The organism is Bradyrhizobium sp. SZCCT0153 (genome assembly GCF_018129995.1).
In the GTDB taxonomy this organism is placed as follows: domain Bacteria; phylum Pseudomonadota; class Alphaproteobacteria; order Rhizobiales; family Xanthobacteraceae; genus Bradyrhizobium; species Bradyrhizobium japonicum_G.
On sequence record NZ_JAFCKS010000001.1, the window covers coordinates 211,504 to 229,694 of the forward strand.

Genomic DNA, 18,191 nt, shown 5'->3' on the forward strand with positions numbered 1-18,191 from the left:
CCCGGCTCGGGACAGCTCCGATAGCTGACCGGCCACACGCGCACTCAGGAAACGTCGGCACGGACGGCCTGGATCACCCCCTTTCGTCCGGCGCATGGCGGGATATGAAACCGGGGCCTGGGGCGGACGTAATGATCAGAGTTTCCTTGCGGTGAGGACATGGGTTTCCTGCAAATATTGACCATCGCTGGCATCGCCCTGGCCCTTTCGGTGTTGATGGGGCTGGCCTGGATCGTTCAGCAGCGAACGGGCAACTCCGGGTGGGTCGATACGATCTGGACTTACTCCGTCGGCCTCGTTGGAGCGGTTGCGGCCCTTTTGCCGCTCGCCGGGGCGCTGCCAGCGCGCCAGATGCTCGTGGGTACACTCGTGCTGCTGTGGTCGGCGAGGCTCGGGACGCACATCGCGCGCCGCGCCGCGGCGGGTATCGACGATCCGCGATATGCGAGCTATGCGCAGGAATGGGGCCCACGGGCGCCGCTTCGAATGTTCGCGTTCCTGCAGTCGCAGGCGTTCGCTTCGGTGCCGCTGCCATTCGCGGTCTTCCTGGCTGCACACGCTCCACGGGCCGACCTGGGAGTTCAGGATTATGCCGGCGCGGCCATCATGCTGGCGGCGATCGCAGGCGAGGCGGTCGCCGACGAGCAATTGCGGCGCTTCAAGCGCAACAAGGCCAACGCGGGCCTCGTCTGCGATGCCGGGCTTTGGCGCTGGTCGCGTCACCCGAACTATTTCTTCGAATGGCTCGGATGGCTCGCCTATCCGATCATCGCGCTGTCGCCGGGCTACCCATGGGGCTGGGCGAGCCTGATCGCGCCGGCGATCATGTACTGGATCCTCGTGCACGTGACCGGAATACCTCCGCTCGAGGTCCAGATGCTTCGATCCCGTGGCCACCGGTATCGGGACTATCAGGCACGAACCAGTGCTTTCTTTCCACGACCGCCAGGACCAGCGCCGGAATGATCGGACTTCGCGCCATGCGATCCGGCTCGCTGGGCCCGACAGGCCGCGCGAGCCGCGCGGAACCAGTGTGCAGCGTGATCCGGCGAGGGACTTGCGTCGTTTAAGCAGGCGTTGCCTTTGTAAAACCGGTTGCGAAGCAACCGGAGGGGAGACCGGACATGAGCTTGCTTTTCACATATCTGTCGGTGGCTGTGACCTTCGTTGCGCTCGACATGATCTGGCTCAAGACCATGGTCGAGAGACTTTACCGGCCGGTGCTGGGCGACATGTTGCGGTCTGAGCCCGACCTCGCCGCCGCTGCAGTGTTTTATCTGGCCTATCCCGTCGGTTTGATCTGGTTCGCGGTGCTGCCGGCTCAGCAAGACGGCAGCGCTCTGCGCGCTTTCACGTCCGGCGTGCTGCTGGGTTGCTTTACCTATGCGACTTACGATCTGACCAACCAGGCAACGCTGCGGAATTGGTCGACGGGGCTAACTCTTGCGGACGTGTGCTGGGGATCGTTCCTCGCCGGTGTCAGTGCCTGGATCGGATTTCTTGTCGCTCAAAGGATGGCGCATTGACCATGCATGGGGCGCACAACGGGGCGCTGGGGCAAGATGGCGAGCGGAAGCGCGGCAGATGGTCCAGATGCGCCGCTTTCCTCTGTCTCGTTCCTGCCGCGGGGCTTCTGATCGGTGTGCTCAACCGTCCGGGAGCGTGGTACGCGGCACTCAACAAGCCGTCCTTCAATCCGCCCGATGCGGTGTTCGCACCCGTCTGGACGATCCTGTTCCTGCTGATCGCCGTGGCGGGATTCCGCACCTTCGAGGCGGAGCCGCGCGGAAAGTCGATGAGATTGTGGGGCCTGCAGATGATCCTGAATTTTGCATGGTCTCCCATCTTCTTTTCGCTTCATCGCATGGACGTGGCGCTCGGCGTCATTGTTGCGTTGCTGGCCGTGATCCTCGCGTTTGTCTGGCGCCGGTGGCAGACCGACCGGTTGGCAGCGATGCTTTTCATTCCCTATGCCGGCTGGGTCGGTTTTGCGACCCTGCTGAACATGTCGCTGCTCCGCCTCAATTAGGGTCGACAGCGCAGAGCTGACTTCATCGGCGTCGAGCAGGCGAGCGTGGTGCCGAATTCAAGGATCCCTCGGTGCATCGCACCCGTCAAAGGCGTCCCTGGTCTCCGCGATCTTGTCGGACAGCGACGCGAATGCGATCTGGACTCTCCGCTTTCCATCTTCGTCGAGCACGAGATGCGCGAGGTCGACCAGTCGATCGCCGAGGTGCTCCATGACGCCGAGCAAATGATCGAGGCCTTCCGCGGGCTGATCGGCTGCCAGACGGTCCACCTCTCTCACCATCTGCTCGAGCCTCGCAAGAGAGGACACAAGCGGGTCCACATGTCCACGGTTGGGGAATTCGATGATCTCTGCGGCCACGCGCGGGTTCCTCGCCTGCTTCAGGCTGCGGCCGATGCAGCAAGGCAGTCCTTGCGAACCGCCAGGAGAGTTCGGTGCAGCCAGGTCTTGATGGTGCCGACCGGCACCCCGAAGCGCCTTGACAAGCTCGCGCGGCTTTCGCCCTCGAGGTAGGCCAGAGCCACCAGCCGGCGGCGATCTTCCGGCAGACGAGCCAGCACGCCGCGCGCGATCGGTTCGGCGCGGGCGTAGTCGAAATCGTCAATCCGGGACGGATCAGCGGTGGCCGGAACCAGAAGTGCCTCGTCCAGCGCGTAAGTCGGTAGTCTCCTGGTCCGCAGATGGTCGATGGCGGTATTCCGGACGATGGCGGACATCCAGGTCATCGCTGAAGCACGGCTGCTGTCGAACCGACCCGCGTTGCGCCAGATCTTCAGATAGGTTTCCTGAAGAATGTCCTCGATGTCGTGGGGCGGAGTTCCGACGGCGAGCGCAGTCCTGCGCAGCTTGCTCCGCGTCAGCATATGCAGCTCTGCGAAGGCCCGTGCGTCGCCCGCAGAAACGCATGCCAGCAATTCGAGCAATGTTTCGCTCTGCGCCTGTCGTTCCAGGCTTAGGCCGGCCATGTCCTGTCTCCCTCGCGTTCCTTTCGAAACGCTCCGGGCTCGCCTTCGGATCACCCGGCGGAAAAGGACGCAAGCGGATCAAAGCCGCACGAATGGCCCGATCAGTCTGCCGAGCAGGCCGTTCATGCGCAGGTCGCCCGTCATTGCGACGAGGCAAACACAGGGGCCCTCGTCGCCCACGATCGGTCGATGGTCGGTCTCGTCGTCGCCATAGTCGAAATCACCCGGACCAAACCGGCCGCCTTCGTGGCTGAAGCTGCCCTCGAGCACGAGGGTCAGCTCGGTGCCGGTGTGAGTATGTTCGAGCATGCGCGTCCCCGGCGCGGACCGAAGCAGAAACGCTCGCGCCTTGCCCGAACCGGACAGCTCGATCGATCGCATGCTCAGACCCGGAGCGACGCGCCTGCGCTTGCCGATACGGTAGTTCCGCAGCGCCGCCGGAACATCCTGGTCCCTGCCACGAGCGAGATCGGCAGTCCGCGCCGCTCGTTGTTCAGGAGCGTCGTGAATTCGCGACATCACCTGCTCGAACGCATCCGATGCGACCGGCACCGGCTCGACGTCTTCGAGCGCCAAGCCGCCAAGTTGCTCGATGGCCTGCACGAACCGGCCGCACCGTGCACAACCTGCAACATGCACCCCCACCACCAATTGATGGGCCTCTTCCAACCTGCCGGCCGCAAAGTCGGCCAGAAGATCTTCCGGCGGATGATGGCTGATCGTCATGCTTCTTCGTCCAATATGTCTCTCAGGCGGTTCATCGCCAGTCTGATCCGCGATTTCACCGTTCCGAGCGGAATGCCGAGCAGGCTCGCGATTTCCGGGTGCGGCCTCTCCTCGATGAACGACAGCCGCACCACCATGGATTGCTCCGTCGAGAGCCGCTTGACGGCCGAATTGATCCGCGCGGCATCCTGCACGCGGGACATGACGGCATCCGCGGACTCGGCGGGATCCGGCGCATCGGGAAGCTCCGAAGTGCCCCGCAGTCGGTCCGCCCGCGCTCTGCTGCGGAACAAGTCGATGCGCAAGTTGCGCGCGATGGTGAATATCCATGCCGCGGCCCCTGCCGTCGCAGGATCGAACTGGCTCGCCTTCCGCCAGACGGCGATCATGGCGTTTTGAGCAATCTCCTCTGCCTCGTCGGAACTGCACCCGCCCTTCAGCATCAACCCCTTGATGCGGGGCGCGAAATGCTCGAATAGGCGCCTGAAGGCCTCCCGGTCTCCGGTCGAGGCGACGCGTCCGATCAGATCAGCCCAGTCCACCTTTGTCTTCGGCCCTTTGCTCGCGCCAGTCGACAGCCGCGCTTCAATCCTCCAGGGAAAACCAGCTTTCGCCCGGATTGGCGCATCTAAAGCTCGGATAGCAGCGATCATAGCGCCTCGACAAGCGACCTCTGGGTCTGGGAACGAACGAGGGCAGGCGCTGGATCACCGCGGAATGCTCATCGTGACATTTTCCTGAGCCTGTCGCCGGGCGGGTCCGGCCGACCGCGCCGTCATCCCCGCGCCTCACACCGGGAACGTCAGCGATTTCGCGAGCCTGACCAGGTCGACCTGGCGCCTGCAACCCGTTTTTTCGAAGACGTGAACGAGGTGGCTCTTCACGGTGCTGACGGACACGCCGAGCAATGCCGAGATCGCGTCGCGGGTGTGCCCATCGCAGATTAGCTCGAAGATGCGAATCTCGGCCGGCGTCAGGTCATAGAGTTGGTTGAGCGCATCGTGAGGCAGTCGCGGCGGGCCCGCGGCTGACGTCACGAACAGGGCGGCGGCGGCGCGCTGGACCAGACCGGATCGCATCTGGCTGCGCCGCAGCGGCAGAACGTGGACGACGAGAGGGTAGGCGCCCTGGCGAGGGATCGGAATGCCGATGCCTTTCTGGCCGAGCGTCGCCTCGTCTTTTGCGGCCTGGGCGACGGCCGACTGCAATGTGGCGGTGGTCGCCGCCGATTGAACGGCGATGCGGCCATGCCTTGCCACGATCGGATCGCCGGCCGCGAGCATCGCGGTGGCCGCGGCGTTGGCGTGAACGATGTTCGAATCCTCGTCGGCCAGGACGACGCCGACCGTCAGCGCCTCCACCGTGGCGGCGAATGTGGTGGCTTCGACCGCCTTCATGTCGAACAGGTTGCTGATCGTCACGGCACGGCGGATGTGAGGTGCGAGCAGGCGCAATCCATTGAGCTGCGCTTCGTCGATGGTGCCGGCCGATTCGTGCTGGCTGAAGATCGCATTTCCGACCATCGTCCTGTCGCGAACGAGGCCGACGGCCACGGCGTCGAACAAGCCCTTGGGCATGGCCCATTCGCGATAATAGCGGTTGCCGGCAATGATGTCCTGCCGAACGGCCTGGGATTGAACGATGGGTTCTCCGAGCGGATATTGTTGAATGCGCTCGGCGCCGCCCCAGAGCTCGATGATGTCGGCCCCATAGCCGATGCCGTTCTGTGCCATCTCGGCCAGATCGGACCCGGAGACCGCATTGACGACGGCCTTCATGTTGGTGAGGCTGGCGACCGAGAGCGCGCCGGTGGCAAAGCCGAACTCTGCGCAAATCCCGTCCAGAACTCCGGTCCAGCGTTCAGGCGCGATCACGCAATCATAGATACCGCCGATGAGGTCCGAGAACTTCTCGACCGAAGCCTGCTGCATTCCAAATTGCTCACTTCAAAGTCACTGCCGTCGCTCGACGTCCGCTCGGGCATCATCAGCGCAAGGAGGTCGTCACAATCCCATCAGCCAATGGTCTTAGCATTGCGATTCCGCGGCGCAACGGGAACGCCGAACACAAAAACTTGGGAAGCATCGGCGCCTGATTAAAACTGAGGCAGTTGTGGGCGAGGCGGCAGCGCGTAAGCTGCGATCGGGTTTGTCGGTATCAACTCGAGAAGCCCGGATGAGCGAAGCCACATCCGGGTTCTGATTCAAGGGATGCTCGCGCATGCGGCATTGCTCGTGCCGGCCGCTCGCTGATCACTTGTTCTGGATCTTGACGCCGTTGGGTCCGAGATTGATCTGGAGCCCTTCCGGCTGCTTCTTGTCCTGATAGAGGTTGTAGCCGAGGACGCCGACCACGACGACCAGCGCGCCGATAATGAGAAACAGGATGTTGCGATTGACAGGCATGATGTTTCCGTTGGGCATGGGTTATCGGCGTGCGTGCCGCGCAAGGCCTCGAACCGATGATTCCGAGTCGGCGACCGGTTTCATACGTTGTCCTGGCGGTATTCGCCAGCCGAACACCTGCCCAAAATGCCCGGTTCAGGCCAAGGGGCGTCGCCGTTGATGCCGAAGCTCTGAGATCATGAATCAAGGGCCATCTGTGCATGGCTGCAACGCCAGCCGCCGCTTGCGTGGGTCATAGGTGAAGCCATGCCGCCCATCCCCGTGATATGGCTGTTCCCGCAACTTTCCGCGAGGACCCCATGCTTCCCCTTCCCGCCGATATCTTCACCGAGCCGGAGGACGTCTCGCCCGATGGCCTGGCCAATCTCGGCCCGCTTCGCCGCCTCGCCGGCGTCTGGCAGGCCGACAAGGGCGTCGACGTCAATCCGAAGGCGGAGGGGCCGGAGCGGCGGACCTTCATCGAGCATATCCGGATGGACCCGATCGATCCGCAGGCCAACGGGCCGCAGCTGCTTTACGGGCTGCGCTATCACATCCACATCAACACGCCGGAGGAAGACATCACCTTCCACGACCAGGTCGGGTACTGGCTGTGGGAACCGGCGACCGGGCTGATCATGCAGACGCTGGCGATCCCGCGCGGGCAGGTGCTGCTGGCCTCGGGCAAGGCCGGGCCCGACGACAGGAATATCTCCGTCACGGCGAAGCGTGGCGACACCGCTTACGGAATCTGCTCGACCGACTTTCTGGAACAAGCCTTCCGCACCGATGCCTACCGCTGCGACATCACCTTCAACGACGACGGCAGCTGGACCTATCTGATCCAGACCGAGTTGTTCGTGCGCGGCGCGCCGTTCAACCATCGCGACACCAACACGCTGCAGCTCATCGCGCCGCCGAAGCTCAATCCGCTTGCGGTGATCGTGAACGATCGCTCCAAGGGCGGCGGAACGGCGGCCTGACGCGCGGCGCGGAGATTTGCATGAAGCCCTACGTCATCTGTCTGATGCACTCCAGCCTGGACGGACGCACGCATCCGAGCCGCTGGCGCCCGAAGGGCGCGGGCACGGACTGGTTCGAGAAGGTCCACGATGAGCTCGGCGGCGATGCCTGGGTGATCGGCCGCGTCACCGGTTCGGAGTTCGCCAAGGGCAAGCCCTATCTCGAGACGTCGAACGAAAAGCTCCCGCGCCAAAACTGGTTCGCGCGGCGCGATGCCGAGACCTATGGCGTCGTGCTCGACGCGCAGGGCAAGATCGGCTGGGGCCGCTCCGATATCGGCGGCGATCCGATCGTCGTGGTGCTGACCGAGAGCGTGCCGGATTCTCATCTCGTGGGCCTGCGCGGTGAGGGTGTCTCCTACATCTTCGCGGGCAAGTCCGAGATCGACCTGGCACTGGCGCTCGACATTCTCGCCCGCGAGCTCGGGGTGAAGCGTCTGCTGGTGGAAGGCGGCGGCGTCGCCAATGGCGCGTTCCTGCGCGCCGGCCTGATCGACGAGTTCAACCTGATCCTCAGTCCCGCGATCGATGGCGCCAGGGGCGCGCCCTTCGTGTTCGACTCCTCCGACTCCGACAGCGACCATCGTGCGCCGCTGACTGCGATGACGCTGGAGAGCGTGCGGGAGCTCGGCGGCGGTGTCCTGCTGCTGCGGTATCTGATCGACAACGACGCGCAAGCTGCGAGCCGGTAAGAGCGCGGCATGTTAGATACGTCAGAGCACATCGTCATCGTCGGCGCCGGCGCGGCCGGCCTGATGGCGGCGCGCGAGCTGGCGCGTGCCGGCCGCAAGGTGACGATCCTGGAGGCGCGCGAGCGTTGCGGCGGACGCATCCATCCGCTGCCGGCGTCGGAGTTCGGCTATCCCGCCGACGGCGGCGCCGAATTCGTCCATGGCGAGGCGCCGGTCACGCGCGCTTTGCTGCGCGAGGCCGGGCTGTCCCTGCAGAGGATCGACGGCGAGCAGTGGAGTTTCGACGGTGCGAACATCTTGCGCGAGGATCGCCACGATCCGCACGTGGCGGAGCTGCAAGCCGCGCTTCGGGACCTCAAGGACGACCTCACCGTCGCCGATTTCCTGCGCCGGCATTTTGCCGGAGATGATTACGCGCCGATGCGCCATTCGATCGAGCGCATGGTCGAGGGCTACGATGCGGCCGACCCCGAGCGCGCCTCGACGCTGGCGCTGCGCGAGGAATGGATGGATGGCGGGCACTCTGCGCAGGCGCGCATCGATGGCGGCTATGGTGCGCTGATCGGCTTCCTGGCGGCCGAGTGCCGCAGGCGCGGGGTTGCGATCCGGCTTGGTCGTGCGGTGTCGGCGATCGAGGAGGCGAGCGGCGCGATTGCCGTGCGCTGCGCCGGCGGCGATGTGCTTACCTGCGATCGCGTGATCCTCACCGTGCCGCTGCCGCTGCTGCGCGAGATCGCGCTGCCGGGCGGCGCGCGCGCGAAGGCGGCGGCTGCCGCCGATATCGGCTTCGGCAATGTCGTCAAGATCCTGCTGCGCTTCGGACGGCCGTGGTGGCGCGAACGCAGGCAGGAGCTCGCGGGCATGACCTTCCTGCTGTCGGACCAGACGATCCCGGTGTGGTGGACGCAATATCCGAACCAGCATCACGTGCTCACCGGCTGGTCCGGCGGCCCGGGCACGGCGACGCTGTCGCAACTCGATCCGCAAGGGCTGATCGATGCCGGGATCGATTCGCTCGCGGCCGTCTTCAAGCGGCCACGCGAGGACATCGCGGGCGATCTCGTGGCGGCCGCCGCGACCAATTGGGCGCACGATCCATTCGCCGGCGGCGCCTATTCCTGGGCAACGCCGCGGACGCGCGAGGCGCAAACGATCCTCGCGCGTGCCGACGGCGCGGTGCTGTTCTCCGGGGAGGCGCTCTATCGCGGAGCCGACATGGGCACGGTCGAGGCGGCGCTGGCGAGCGGTCTGGGGACCGCGGGGACGATCTTGCGAGGATAGTGCCTCGTGAGCGAGTATCGGAAAAAAGGCCCGCATTGCGCGGGCCTTTCATCTTACCAGCGGCTGCCGCCGAAGCCGAAACTCACGCTGGGACCGCCGCCGTAATATCCGTACGGTCCCCCGCCGTAATAGCCGTGGTGGCGCGGGTAATAGCCGTAGCTCCGGTAGTGCGGACGGTAATAGCCGTGATGATGGCGAGGACGCCAGTGATGGCGATAGCCGTGATGGTGGTGCCTGTGCTGCGCACTGATGTCGGTCGATTGGCCGGCCTGCGCGTTCTGCCTCGCGCTCGAATTATTGGCCGCGTTCGCCGCCGAACCGCCGGCAAGCGCCGCCGCACCGATGGCCATCGCGACTATGAGATACTTCATGTCATCACTCCAGTTGAATGTCGTGTGACAACACATGGGCATCCGGCGCGTTCCGGCGAGTGCGGGCGTCGAAACGACGCAGATGTCAGTTCCGATTCGCGCGTGAAGGGTGGAACGTCGCGCGATCTATCGTCGCATGGCCCGCGGTCGCCATGTAATCGCCTTGCAATCGCCTTGCTGTTACGCCGCTCCGAGCGCAGCGATGACTTCGCCGGTGGTGACGATGCGGGCGAACTCGCCGTCGAGGTTCGACAGCGTCATCGCATGGATCGCCTCGGCCGAATGCGCATCGCCATCGGGGCCGACGCGATCGAACGTCCAGGTCGCGTCGCGCACGAGCCTGGTGTCGAAGCCGAGATTGCCGGCCATGCGTGTCGTCGTCTCGACGCAATGATTGGTGGTGGCGCCGCAGATGACGACCGTCGCGATGTTGCCTGCGCGCAGGCGCTGTTCGAGGTCGGTGCCGATGAAGGCGCTGTTGACGCGCTTGACGATCACGGCTTCGCCGGGCTGTTCGCGCGCCTCGTCCTTGACGACGTAGCCGGGGTCCGTCGGCAGGAATGACGAGGACGGCTTGGTACCCTCATGGCGGATGTGGAAGACGGGCGCGCCGCTCGCCCTGAACGCCTTCAGGAGATCGGCGATGCGCGCGGCCGCGTCCGGATTGTTGCGACGCTTGCCCGCCGCCTCCCACTGGTCGAACGCGCACTGGACGTCGACGACGATGAGGGCAGGGAGGGAGCTGGTCATGGAGAGCGGATTCCGATTTGTCGCGCCGAGTATGCGAGGCGCCGGCTGGCGCAGGCAACGCCGAATTTCCCTCGTTTCGTGACGGCGCGAAACCGCTCACGGATGCGGGTGGGGGAAGCCGTGGCGCTCGGACAGCGCGGTGAGGATCGCGTCCTTGTCGGCGATGAGGGGCGCGGCCGTGATGGCTGCCGGTCTGGTTCGGCGAGGTCGCCCCCCTCGATCAGCGCGCAATGCCTGCGAGCGGCAGGCTGATATGAAAGACGGCGCCTCCTGTCGGCGCGTTCTCGGCCCAGATGCGCCCGCCATGTGCCTCGATGATCGTGCGCGTGATCGAGAGGCCGATGCCCATGCCCTGCGTCTTGGTCGTGAAAAACGGCTTGAAGATTTCGGCCACCTTTTCCGTAGAGATGCCGTCGCCGGCATCCGCGATGGAGACCATGGCCTGATTGTCGCTTGCGAGGCTGGTTCGACCGACGATGCGTCGCCGATCCTCCGGCAGGTCGGTCACCGCATCGATGGCATTCATGACCAGGTTCAGAATGGCCTGCTGCAGCTGCACCTTGTCGGCATTGACGCGGATATCCGAGGACGATGGGTCGGTCGCGAGCGCGACGTCGTAGGTCAGGGCCTGGATCGATAGGAACCGAAACACCTCGCCGACCGTCGCGTTGAGGTCGAGCTCGCGGCGTTCTGTGGGGACTCTCTTCAGAAACGAGCGCAGCCGAACCACGATCTCGCTTGCGCGCCGATCGTCGCGGCGAATATCACCCAGTATATCCCTGACGACGCCGAGGTCAGGAGCCGGCGCCTGCAACACCTGCTCGGCGGTCTCAGCATTGATCAGAATGGCGGCGAGCGGCGGGCTCAGCTCGTGCGCGATCGAGGCAGACATCTCGCCTGCGGTCGCACGGCGGTTCATGTGGGCAAGCTCCGACATGCGCTGACGTGCCTCGACCTCCGCCAGAAATCTCAGCCTGCGCTCGCGCAGGAGGATGGCGATCATCATCGTCTGCGCCAGCACCACGCCTGCGCTGATCATGACGCGCCAGTAATACTGCTCCCAGAAGCTCGGTTCCCGGAAACGCACCCGGCTACCCGGGGGCAGATGGGCTTCGTCCACATTCCAGAGCTTGAGCTGTCGCCAGTCGAAGATCGGCTTCACGTTGTCTCCGGCAACGGGCGGGATGCTCGACGGCGCTTCGCCGCCGAGAATCCGCATGGCCACTTGGCCGGCTTCCCGTCCAATGGTTTCGGGCAGCAGCAGGAAGCCGCCAACTCCCGTCCGCCCAAGAAATGTATCGGAGGTGATGATGATCGGGCGGTTCGCGTGCTCGGCGACGCGCGCAAGCGCCGCGGCCGGCAGATAGTAGGTGCCTTCGCCGTCGGAATACATCGCCGAGGTCAGGATTGCAGAGCGCGGGGGCAGGGAGCGGACCCGTTCGCGCACCTCCCGCATCACCCTGTCGGACAGATCGATAACCTCGAGATCCGGCATCGCGGCCGCGAATTCCTGCTTCCAGTGGCCGTATGTCAGCGGATTTTTCCATGCCTCGCCCACGAGGACGACGCTAGTCAGGTCGGGGACGACAGCGCGTGCCGCAGTCAGCAACTGCGTCGGTAGCACCTTGGCGAAGATCGCGGTCGTGCCGGGCAGAAACAGCGCGCGCACCTCGGGCAGATCGGGCACGAAGCCGTAAACCACGGGTGCGGCGGGCCAGATGTCGTGCTTGCGTCCCTGAAGGAATTTCGCCGATGCGACGCCGATCGAGACGATGACGTCGATCGACCGGTGCGCGTATTTGGTCTTGAGATGACCGACCAGGCTCTCCTCGTAGTCCGGTCCCGGGAAACGGGCGAGATCGAGGCTTTCGCCGTAGATCACGGTATGGATATGTCCATTGTCCTTCGCGGCGGTGCGGATACCGGCAAAAATCTCCGAATAGAACGGCGAACGAAAGTCGGCGTCTTCCAGCACCAGGATCGAGCGCTGCCCCGGACCGTCGGCTGCAGCGCATTCATGCGCCAGGCTTGCGAACAGGCAGACGATCAGGATCCGCTTGATCGCGATGATCGTTCGCATTGCTGGGTTGGCCTGTGGTTTGCTGCCGGCGCCTCCTCGAGGAGGACGCATCCGAGCATACCTGCCGGTCCCATAGTTTCAACGAAAGGATGTGATCCGGCGGTGCCGCGCAGGCGGCAGTTCGCCTCGCCCGCATGCAGAGCGGTAAGGAAGGACCGTTACTTGAACGGATCCTGGATCGACGGCGCCGATTGCCTGATACGGCGCACGCTCACCGGCGTACCGTCGGAGACGAACAGCAGTTCGTAGCGGCGGCCCTCGCTGTCGGTGGCAGAGCAGGTGACATCAGTCACCTTCCTGGCGGCAAAATTGCCGGTCTGGCGGCAGATGCCGGTGGAGGTCTGCTCCGCCGGCACCGGCAGGCCGTCGACCTTGGGGCGGTCCTTGGAATTGAGCAGCATGCGGTCGATCGGCAGCTCGTAGGAATTGTCGTCGGCGCGCTTGCCGTTCTCGCCGGAGAACGACACGACGTGATTCTCGTCTGTGGGGTCGTCGACCGCGACCGCGAAATTGACCCGCCCCCCGTCACCATGGGCGTAGGCGACCGTCTTGCAGGCGAACGTGCGCCCGGCCACCTTCAGCGTCTTGCAGTGGCCGGACATCAGCGCCAGCAGGTCGACGAAAGCGTTTGGGGCCGGAGGGTTGTTGACGGGAATCGGCAAGGAAGACTCGCCAAAACAAGGGCTTGCGAGAGCGATGAGTGTTGCAGCCAGGACCGGTCGGCGGAGGCGCATCGTCAGGCTCGTATGCCAGGGGCCACGGAAAAGGTCCGTCCAACAACCATTGAACCGCAAATTGGTTGCGATCCCGTTCGTCCGGCCATGCCTCTCTGGAATACCACCGTGCCACCCATCGGCGATCAGACCGATCGCGCCAACCCCGTCCCTAGCAGGCACTTGCCGCCAGGCCGATGTTTTTTTCGTGGCAAACTAGCCCATCGCCGCCTGCCAGCGCGTATCCCGGAGCGAGGGCCGGCGGTGCAGGCGGGCATCGAGCAGCGCGCGGGCGCGGGGCAACTCGCCGCTGCGCATGAGGGCGACGACAAAAGTGTCCTCGATCAGCTCGCGCTGGGCGTGGCTGCCGCCGATGCGCACGACGTCAGCGAGAACCGGCGTGAGCATTTGCACGCATGCCGCGTAATCCTCGTCGGCAAAGGCCGCCAGCGCGCGGCAGATCGCCGGCACCACGGGGCCGGCCGGCAGCTTGCCGTCAGCGAGCCGTTGCTCGATCACGGTGAGCCGCGCGGCGAGCGCCTCGCGGTTTTGCGTTGCCGCGGCGAACAGCGCCATGTGGACGTCGGCAAAGGGCAGGCTCGATTTCGGAAACAGTCTTTGCGCGGTGGCATCGGCATCGCGCCAAAGTGCCTCCGGCACCGTGTGGCCGTAAGCCGACAGGCGCCACAAAAGCGACGCGCCATCGGTGATGACGTTGAGCGGCGGCGCCTGCGTGGCGGAAGGCTGGAGCACGTCGGCATAGATCGCAAGCGCGCGGGCCGCGTCGCCATGCTCGAGCGCGCCGAGCGCCTGATGCCAGCGGATGTGGCCGTGCAGGATTCCGGCGCGGTCGTAGGAGGGGATCCATTCGTCGACGAGCCGGTCGGCCGCCTCGATCGAGCCGTCCTCGAACATCGCATGCAACACCGCGTGCGCAGCATGGGCGTTCTGACGTCGCAGGTCGAAGCCGCGCTCGGTGACGCCGCGGCCGCGGGCGACGTCGCCATTCTCGGTCATGGCCCAGCCGGACATGGTGAGGAACCACCAGTCCTCGCCGTAATGATGTGCGACGCGCTCGCACAGCTCATGCCGCGCGCGGTCGTGATCGGCCATGCCGGAGAAGGCGAACAGGCCGAACGCGCCGAGCGGCAGCGACAGCACCACGGCATCGCGCGGCCATGCCTCGACGTGTTTCAGCGTCGCCGCGATCGCCTCGGGCAGCCGGCCCTCGATCGCCAGCGCCAGGGTCTCGACATGCGAACGCTCACGCTCCGTGCCGCGCTTTGCGACCAACTCGCGCGCGCGGGCCGCCTTCTGCCGCGCGAGGTCGCCCTGCTGATAGAAGGCATGCACGCGGGCGCGGGCGATATGGGGAAGCGCAAAGTCCGGATCGGCGGCGATGGCGCGCTCCAGCGTCTCCGCCGTGCCGGTCCAGCCAGCGAGCATGTGGTCGACACCTTCGCGATAGGCGTTTGCTGCCTCATCCGAAGAGGTGGAGAGCGGCAGGCCGTAGCGGTCTTCAAGCGCCATCGTCGTCTCCGCGATTCAAGCCGTCCGTGCGCGGCGGCCCTCGATCGGATAGGCCGGGTCGTTATAGCCAGGCGTCGAGGGATGACCCGGAACGACCAGCCTGTCGATCAGCGCTTCGTCGTCCGCCGTGAAGCGATAGTCGAGCGCGCCCGTGTAGCCGTTCCATTGCTCCTCCGTGCGCGGGCCGGCGACGATCGAGGAGACAAAGGCGGAGTTCAGCACCCAGGCGACCGCGAACTGACCGGCGGTGATGCCCTTCTTCTCGGCGTGGGTCTTGATCTCCTGCGCGAGCTGGAGCGATTCCGGCCGCCATTCGGTCTGCATCATGCGGGTGTCGTTACGGCCCGCGCGCGTCTCCTTGTCCGGGACTGCATCCGGCTTGTATTTGCCGGTGAGCACGCCGCGCGCCAGCGGGCTGTAGGGCACGATGCCGAGGCCGTAATAGGAACAGGCCGGAAAGTGCTCGACCTCCGGCATGCGGTTCATCGCGTTGTAATAGGGCTGGCTCACCGCGGGTCTGTCGATGCCGAGCCGGTCACAGATGTTGCAGATCTCGGCGACGCGCCAGGCGCGGTAGTTCGAGACGCCGAAATAGCGCACCTTGCCGGCGCGGATCAAATCGCCCATCGCGCGCACCGTCTCTTCCAGCGGCGTCGCATGATCTTCCTTGTGCAGATAATAGACGTCGATGTGATCGGTGCCGAGCCGCTTCAGGCTTTCGTCGGCGGCCTGCAGCACCCAGCGCCGCGACAGGCCGGCGCGGTTGGGATCGTTGCCCGCACCATTGTTCATGGGATTGGCGAGCTTGGTGGCGAGCACCCAGGCGTGACGGTTGCCGGCGATGGCGCGTCCCACCACCTCCTCGGATCCACCTTTCGAATAGGCGTCCGCCGTGTCGATGAAATTGATGCCTGCCTCGTGCGCCTTCGCGATGATCCGCTTCGACGTGGCTTCATCCGTCGGCCCGCCGAACATCATGGTGCCCAAACAGATTGGCGACACTTTCAGGCCGCTGCGGCCGAGTTGGCGGTATTGCATGGGCTGTTTCCTCGACTTTATCGGAAGCTTCAGCATAGCCGCCCGGTTCGGTCATTGCGAGCGCAGCGAAGCAGTCCAGGAATGCGTCATCTCTCGTCGTCCCGGCCTTCGCCGGGACGACAGCTGTGGGTGGGGAGCGCGGTGGCAGTATGACCGGCCGCCTACTCCGGCCCCTTCAATATCTTGAAGACGCCATTCGCCATCACCACGCAGCGGTCTTCAACCAACACCTCCGTGCTCATGAAGATCAGGCTGCGCGTCGTCCGCACCACGCGCGGGCGGGAGATCAGGATGTCGCCGATCTTGCCGGCTTCGACGAAATGGGTGTCGAGCTGCACCGTCGCCATGTAGTGCTTGCCTGTCTCGTAGCGGGCGGTCATGCCGCAGGTGCGGTCGGCGAAGGTCATCATCACGCCGCCCTGGACCATGCCGCGGCGGTTGTGGTGCTTGTCCTCGGTGGCCAGCGCGAACTCGTAGTGGCCATCGACCTTGCGTTCCCAGAGCGGGCCGATGAGGTGAATGAAACCGCTGGTGTCGACGATCGTCCAGCCGTCTGATTTGAGCTTTGCGGCGGTCTTGTCGATCATCGCCCAGTCCATCCTTGCACGCGTCTTTCTCCTCGTTTCATCAGATGCAGTCCTGGTGTAGTCAAGCATCATGAGAGCTTTCGATGATGCCACCAGACGGAATATCGCAGACGCCTGCGCGTCCTTCGCGCGGCTGCCTGACGAGGCCGAGCCGTCCAAGTTGAAGCGTGCTGCGGTGGTGCTTGCGCTGACCGCATCCGATGAAGGCGACGACACCGCCTTCCTGCTCACGCTGCGCGCATCGCATCTACGTGCCCATCGCGGCCAATGGGCCTTGCCGGGCGGACGCTGCGACGCCGGCGAGACACCGGTCGAGGCGGCGCTGCGCGAGCTCGACGAGGAGCTTGGCCTTCGCCTCACCGGCGCAGAGGTACTCGGCACGCTCGACGATTATCCGACCCGCTCGGGCTATCTGATCACACCGGTCGTGGTCTGGGCCGCCGATAGCGCGGCGATCAAGCCAAACCCGGACGAGGTGGCTTCGGTCCACCGCATCGCGCTCGCGACGATCGAACGCACTGAGGCCTTCGATTTCGTCGCGATCCCCGAGAGCACGCGCCGCGTCATCCGTTTCCATCACCAGGCGAGCCTGATCCACGCGCCGACGGCGGCGCTGATCTACCAGTTCCGCGAGGTGCTGGCGGGACGGCATACCCGTGTCACCGAGCTGGAACAGCCGGTGTTCGCCTGGAAGTGACGATGGTAAACGGCGCGTTAACGTGACGGTTACCGGATGCCTGCTAAGAGGGCGGCATGCGTCATTCGATTCGAAATGCCGTGAGGCTGGTTCCACTCGCGCTCGTTCTGCTCGCGCCCGCCGCGCGTGGTGGCGGGGCCGACGCGCTGGCGCCCGCCGTCCGCGATGCCAAGGCGCAGTTGCTGTCGCAGTTTTTTGCGCAAGGTGGGGCGTCGCCCGCCGTGCTCGAATATCGCCGCAAGCTGCAGGAATATCAGGCCGCACGCGCGGCCTTCGACGAGGAGGCCGGCGCCTATTGGAGCCAGATCTCCGAGAAGCGGAAAGGTCGCAACGCCAAGCGGCGCAGCGGGCAGCAGATCACGCTCGACGACTATGTGCTGGAGCATCCGCCGCTCTACAGCGGGCCGAAGCGGCCGGTGAACCCGGAGCCGGAGGAAACGCCGGATCGCCCGACCAGGAAGCCGATACCCGTCGTCGCCGATCTCCTCCGCGCGGCGCAGGACCTCTACCATTTCACGCCGCAGCGGCCGGCCAGCGAGATCGAGTTCAAGCGTGCCTATGCGCGTTACGCGCTCGCTTCGGGCCTGACGCGCGAGCAGGCCGTGCGGGTCTATTCGTTCGAGACCGGCGGCACCGGCAGCTACGACGTGCAGGCGGGAATCGAGCATGGCGGCAAGCGCGCGATCTCGACCGCGATGGGCTACAATCAGCTCTTGACCACCAACAGCGTCGAGCTGCTGGCCGAGCAGGGCCATGAATTCATTCGTGCGCTGAGTGAAAAGGTCGCACGGACCTCAGGGCCGGCGCGCCAATCGCTCGAGCACAAGCTCACTGTCCTGAAGAAAATGGTGGCGCATGCGAAGTCGGTGCCCGACTCCTGGTCGGAGCACGAGAAGATCGGCAATACCGCGCAGGGCTGGGCCATGCATGCGATGGTGCTCGACATCGATATCGGTCCGATGTTGCAGACCCACAAGCTGCTGACGTCGGTGCTGTTCGCGCGCGCCAAGGGCTACACCCGCCCGCTCAGCGCGGCCGAGCTCGAGATGATGAACCTCACCGGCGACGGCACCGGCCTCGACATGGTGACGATGCCGCAGGCGATGCGCGAGCAGGTGCCGACCTCGAACTTCTTCCAGCGCGGCGGCTATGAGCGCAACCCGGTCGCGATCCGGCACAACACGGTGGCCAAGCTGCTCGCGGTGACGGACACGCGGATGGACAGCAATGGCAAAAATGCCGGCGCGCGGGAGCTGGCGGGGGCGTTTTGACGGCAGCGCTATGAAAGGTGACGTCCCCTCCTTCCGGGACGACGCCGAACGCGTG

21 protein-coding genes are annotated in these 18,191 nt (G+C 65.1%); 8 read left to right on the top strand and 13 right to left on the bottom strand.

Going from position 1 to position 18,191, the window contains the following annotated elements; translation table 11 throughout:
- Positions 1–159: 159 nt before the first annotated feature.
- From JQ572_RS01060 to JQ572_RS01070, 3 genes are all read left to right on the top strand, one after another.
- On the top strand, positions 160–966 hold the full coding sequence (locus JQ572_RS01060) for a DUF1295 domain-containing protein (protein ID WP_211381137.1): 807 nt from the start codon (positions 160–162) through the stop codon (positions 964–966).
- A gap of 158 nt (positions 967–1,124) precedes the next feature.
- Positions 1,125–1,526, top strand: a complete 402-nt coding sequence (locus JQ572_RS01065) for a DUF2177 family protein (RefSeq protein ID WP_211381138.1) — start codon at positions 1,125–1,127, stop codon at positions 1,524–1,526.
- A gap of 2 nt (positions 1,527–1,528) precedes the next feature.
- The gene (locus JQ572_RS01070) at positions 1,529–2,029 is read left to right on the top strand and encodes a TspO/MBR family protein (protein WP_211382379.1); all 501 of its coding nucleotides are present in this window, start codon (positions 1,529–1,531) and stop codon (positions 2,027–2,029) included.
- A 57-nt stretch (positions 2,030–2,086) separates the two neighbouring features.
- Here JQ572_RS01070 and JQ572_RS01075 read toward each other — a convergent pair whose 3' ends face one another.
- From JQ572_RS01075 to JQ572_RS01100, 6 genes are all read right to left on the bottom strand, one after another.
- A complete protein-coding gene (locus JQ572_RS01075; protein ID WP_211381139.1) occupies positions 2,087–2,389 on the bottom strand; it encodes a hypothetical protein in 303 nt (100 codons plus the stop codon).
- 20 nt (positions 2,390–2,409) lie between these two features.
- Positions 2,410–2,994, bottom strand: coding sequence for an RNA polymerase sigma factor (locus JQ572_RS01080; protein ID WP_211381140.1), 585 nt, complete (start codon positions 2,992–2,994; stop codon positions 2,410–2,412).
- A 78-nt stretch (positions 2,995–3,072) separates the two neighbouring features.
- Positions 3,073–3,720, bottom strand: a complete 648-nt coding sequence (locus tag JQ572_RS01085) for a ChrR family anti-sigma-E factor (RefSeq protein ID WP_211381141.1) — start codon at positions 3,718–3,720, stop codon at positions 3,073–3,075.
- On the bottom strand, positions 3,717–4,262 hold the full coding sequence (locus tag JQ572_RS01090; protein ID WP_211382380.1) for a sigma-70 family RNA polymerase sigma factor: 546 nt from the start codon (positions 4,260–4,262) through the stop codon (positions 3,717–3,719). The genes JQ572_RS01085 and JQ572_RS01090 overlap by 4 nt, the downstream gene beginning before the upstream one ends.
- 246 nt (positions 4,263–4,508) lie before the next feature.
- The gene (locus JQ572_RS01095) at positions 4,509–5,651 is read right to left on the bottom strand and encodes a helix-turn-helix transcriptional regulator (protein WP_211381142.1); all 1,143 of its coding nucleotides are present in this window, start codon (positions 5,649–5,651) and stop codon (positions 4,509–4,511) included.
- Between the two features lie 321 nt (positions 5,652–5,972).
- Positions 5,973–6,125, bottom strand: coding sequence for a hypothetical protein (locus JQ572_RS01100; protein WP_211381143.1), 153 nt, complete (start codon positions 6,123–6,125; stop codon positions 5,973–5,975).
- A gap of 299 nt (positions 6,126–6,424) precedes the next feature.
- Here JQ572_RS01100 and JQ572_RS01105 point away from each other — a divergent pair, with 299 nt between their 5' ends.
- From JQ572_RS01105 to JQ572_RS01115, 3 genes are read left to right on the top strand one after another with little or no spacing between them, the layout of a single operon-like run.
- Positions 6,425–7,087 (top strand): FABP family protein, encoded by a 663-nt coding sequence (locus JQ572_RS01105; RefSeq protein WP_211381144.1) that lies wholly within the window; start codon positions 6,425–6,427, stop codon positions 7,085–7,087.
- Between the two features lie 20 nt (positions 7,088–7,107).
- The gene (locus JQ572_RS01110; RefSeq protein ID WP_211381145.1) at positions 7,108–7,818 is read left to right on the top strand and encodes a RibD family protein; all 711 of its coding nucleotides are present in this window, start codon (positions 7,108–7,110) and stop codon (positions 7,816–7,818) included.
- Positions 7,819–7,827: 9 nt separating this feature from the next.
- Entirely contained in the window at positions 7,828–9,099 is a 1,272-nt protein-coding gene (locus tag JQ572_RS01115) for a flavin monoamine oxidase family protein (protein WP_211381146.1), read from the top strand.
- 53 nt (positions 9,100–9,152) lie between these two features.
- On the opposite strand, the gene JQ572_RS01120 is transcribed toward JQ572_RS01115, so the two are convergent.
- The 7 genes from JQ572_RS01120 to JQ572_RS01150 all read right to left on the bottom strand — a co-directional run bounded on the left by JQ572_RS01120 (position 9,153) and on the right by JQ572_RS01150 (position 16,168).
- Positions 9,153–9,470, bottom strand: a complete 318-nt coding sequence (locus JQ572_RS01120) for a hypothetical protein (protein ID WP_211381147.1) — start codon at positions 9,468–9,470, stop codon at positions 9,153–9,155.
- Between the two features lie 180 nt (positions 9,471–9,650).
- Positions 9,651–10,220 carry a cysteine hydrolase family protein gene (locus tag JQ572_RS01125; protein WP_211381148.1) on the bottom strand — a complete coding sequence of 190 codons (570 nt, stop codon included), beginning with the start codon at positions 10,218–10,220 and terminating at the stop codon, positions 9,651–9,653.
- A gap of 220 nt (positions 10,221–10,440) precedes the next feature.
- Positions 10,441–12,300, bottom strand: a complete 1,860-nt coding sequence (locus tag JQ572_RS01130) for a sensor histidine kinase (protein WP_211381149.1) — start codon at positions 12,298–12,300, stop codon at positions 10,441–10,443.
- A 158-nt stretch (positions 12,301–12,458) separates the two neighbouring features.
- On the bottom strand, positions 12,459–13,034 hold the full coding sequence (locus tag JQ572_RS01135; protein WP_211381150.1) for a hypothetical protein: 576 nt from the start codon (positions 13,032–13,034) through the stop codon (positions 12,459–12,461).
- Positions 13,035–13,229: 195 nt separating this feature from the next.
- Positions 13,230–14,543, bottom strand: coding sequence for a tetratricopeptide repeat protein (locus tag JQ572_RS01140; protein WP_211381151.1), 1,314 nt, complete (start codon positions 14,541–14,543; stop codon positions 13,230–13,232).
- Positions 14,544–14,558: 15 nt separating this feature from the next.
- Entirely contained in the window at positions 14,559–15,581 is a 1,023-nt protein-coding gene (locus tag JQ572_RS01145; protein ID WP_211381152.1) for an aldo/keto reductase, read from the bottom strand.
- A 161-nt stretch (positions 15,582–15,742) separates the two neighbouring features.
- The gene (locus tag JQ572_RS01150) at positions 15,743–16,168 is read right to left on the bottom strand and encodes a PaaI family thioesterase (protein ID WP_249128789.1); all 426 of its coding nucleotides are present in this window, start codon (positions 16,166–16,168) and stop codon (positions 15,743–15,745) included.
- Positions 16,169–16,235: 67 nt separating this feature from the next.
- Here JQ572_RS01150 and JQ572_RS01155 point away from each other — a divergent pair, with 67 nt between their 5' ends.
- Complete coding sequence (locus JQ572_RS01155; RefSeq protein WP_372703222.1) at positions 16,236–16,865, top strand: NUDIX hydrolase; 630 nt, start codon at positions 16,236–16,238, stop codon at positions 16,863–16,865.
- A 56-nt stretch (positions 16,866–16,921) separates the two neighbouring features.
- A complete protein-coding gene (locus tag JQ572_RS01160; protein WP_211381155.1) occupies positions 16,922–18,136 on the top strand; it encodes a hypothetical protein in 1,215 nt (404 codons plus the stop codon).
- Positions 18,137–18,191 lie beyond the last annotated feature (55 nt).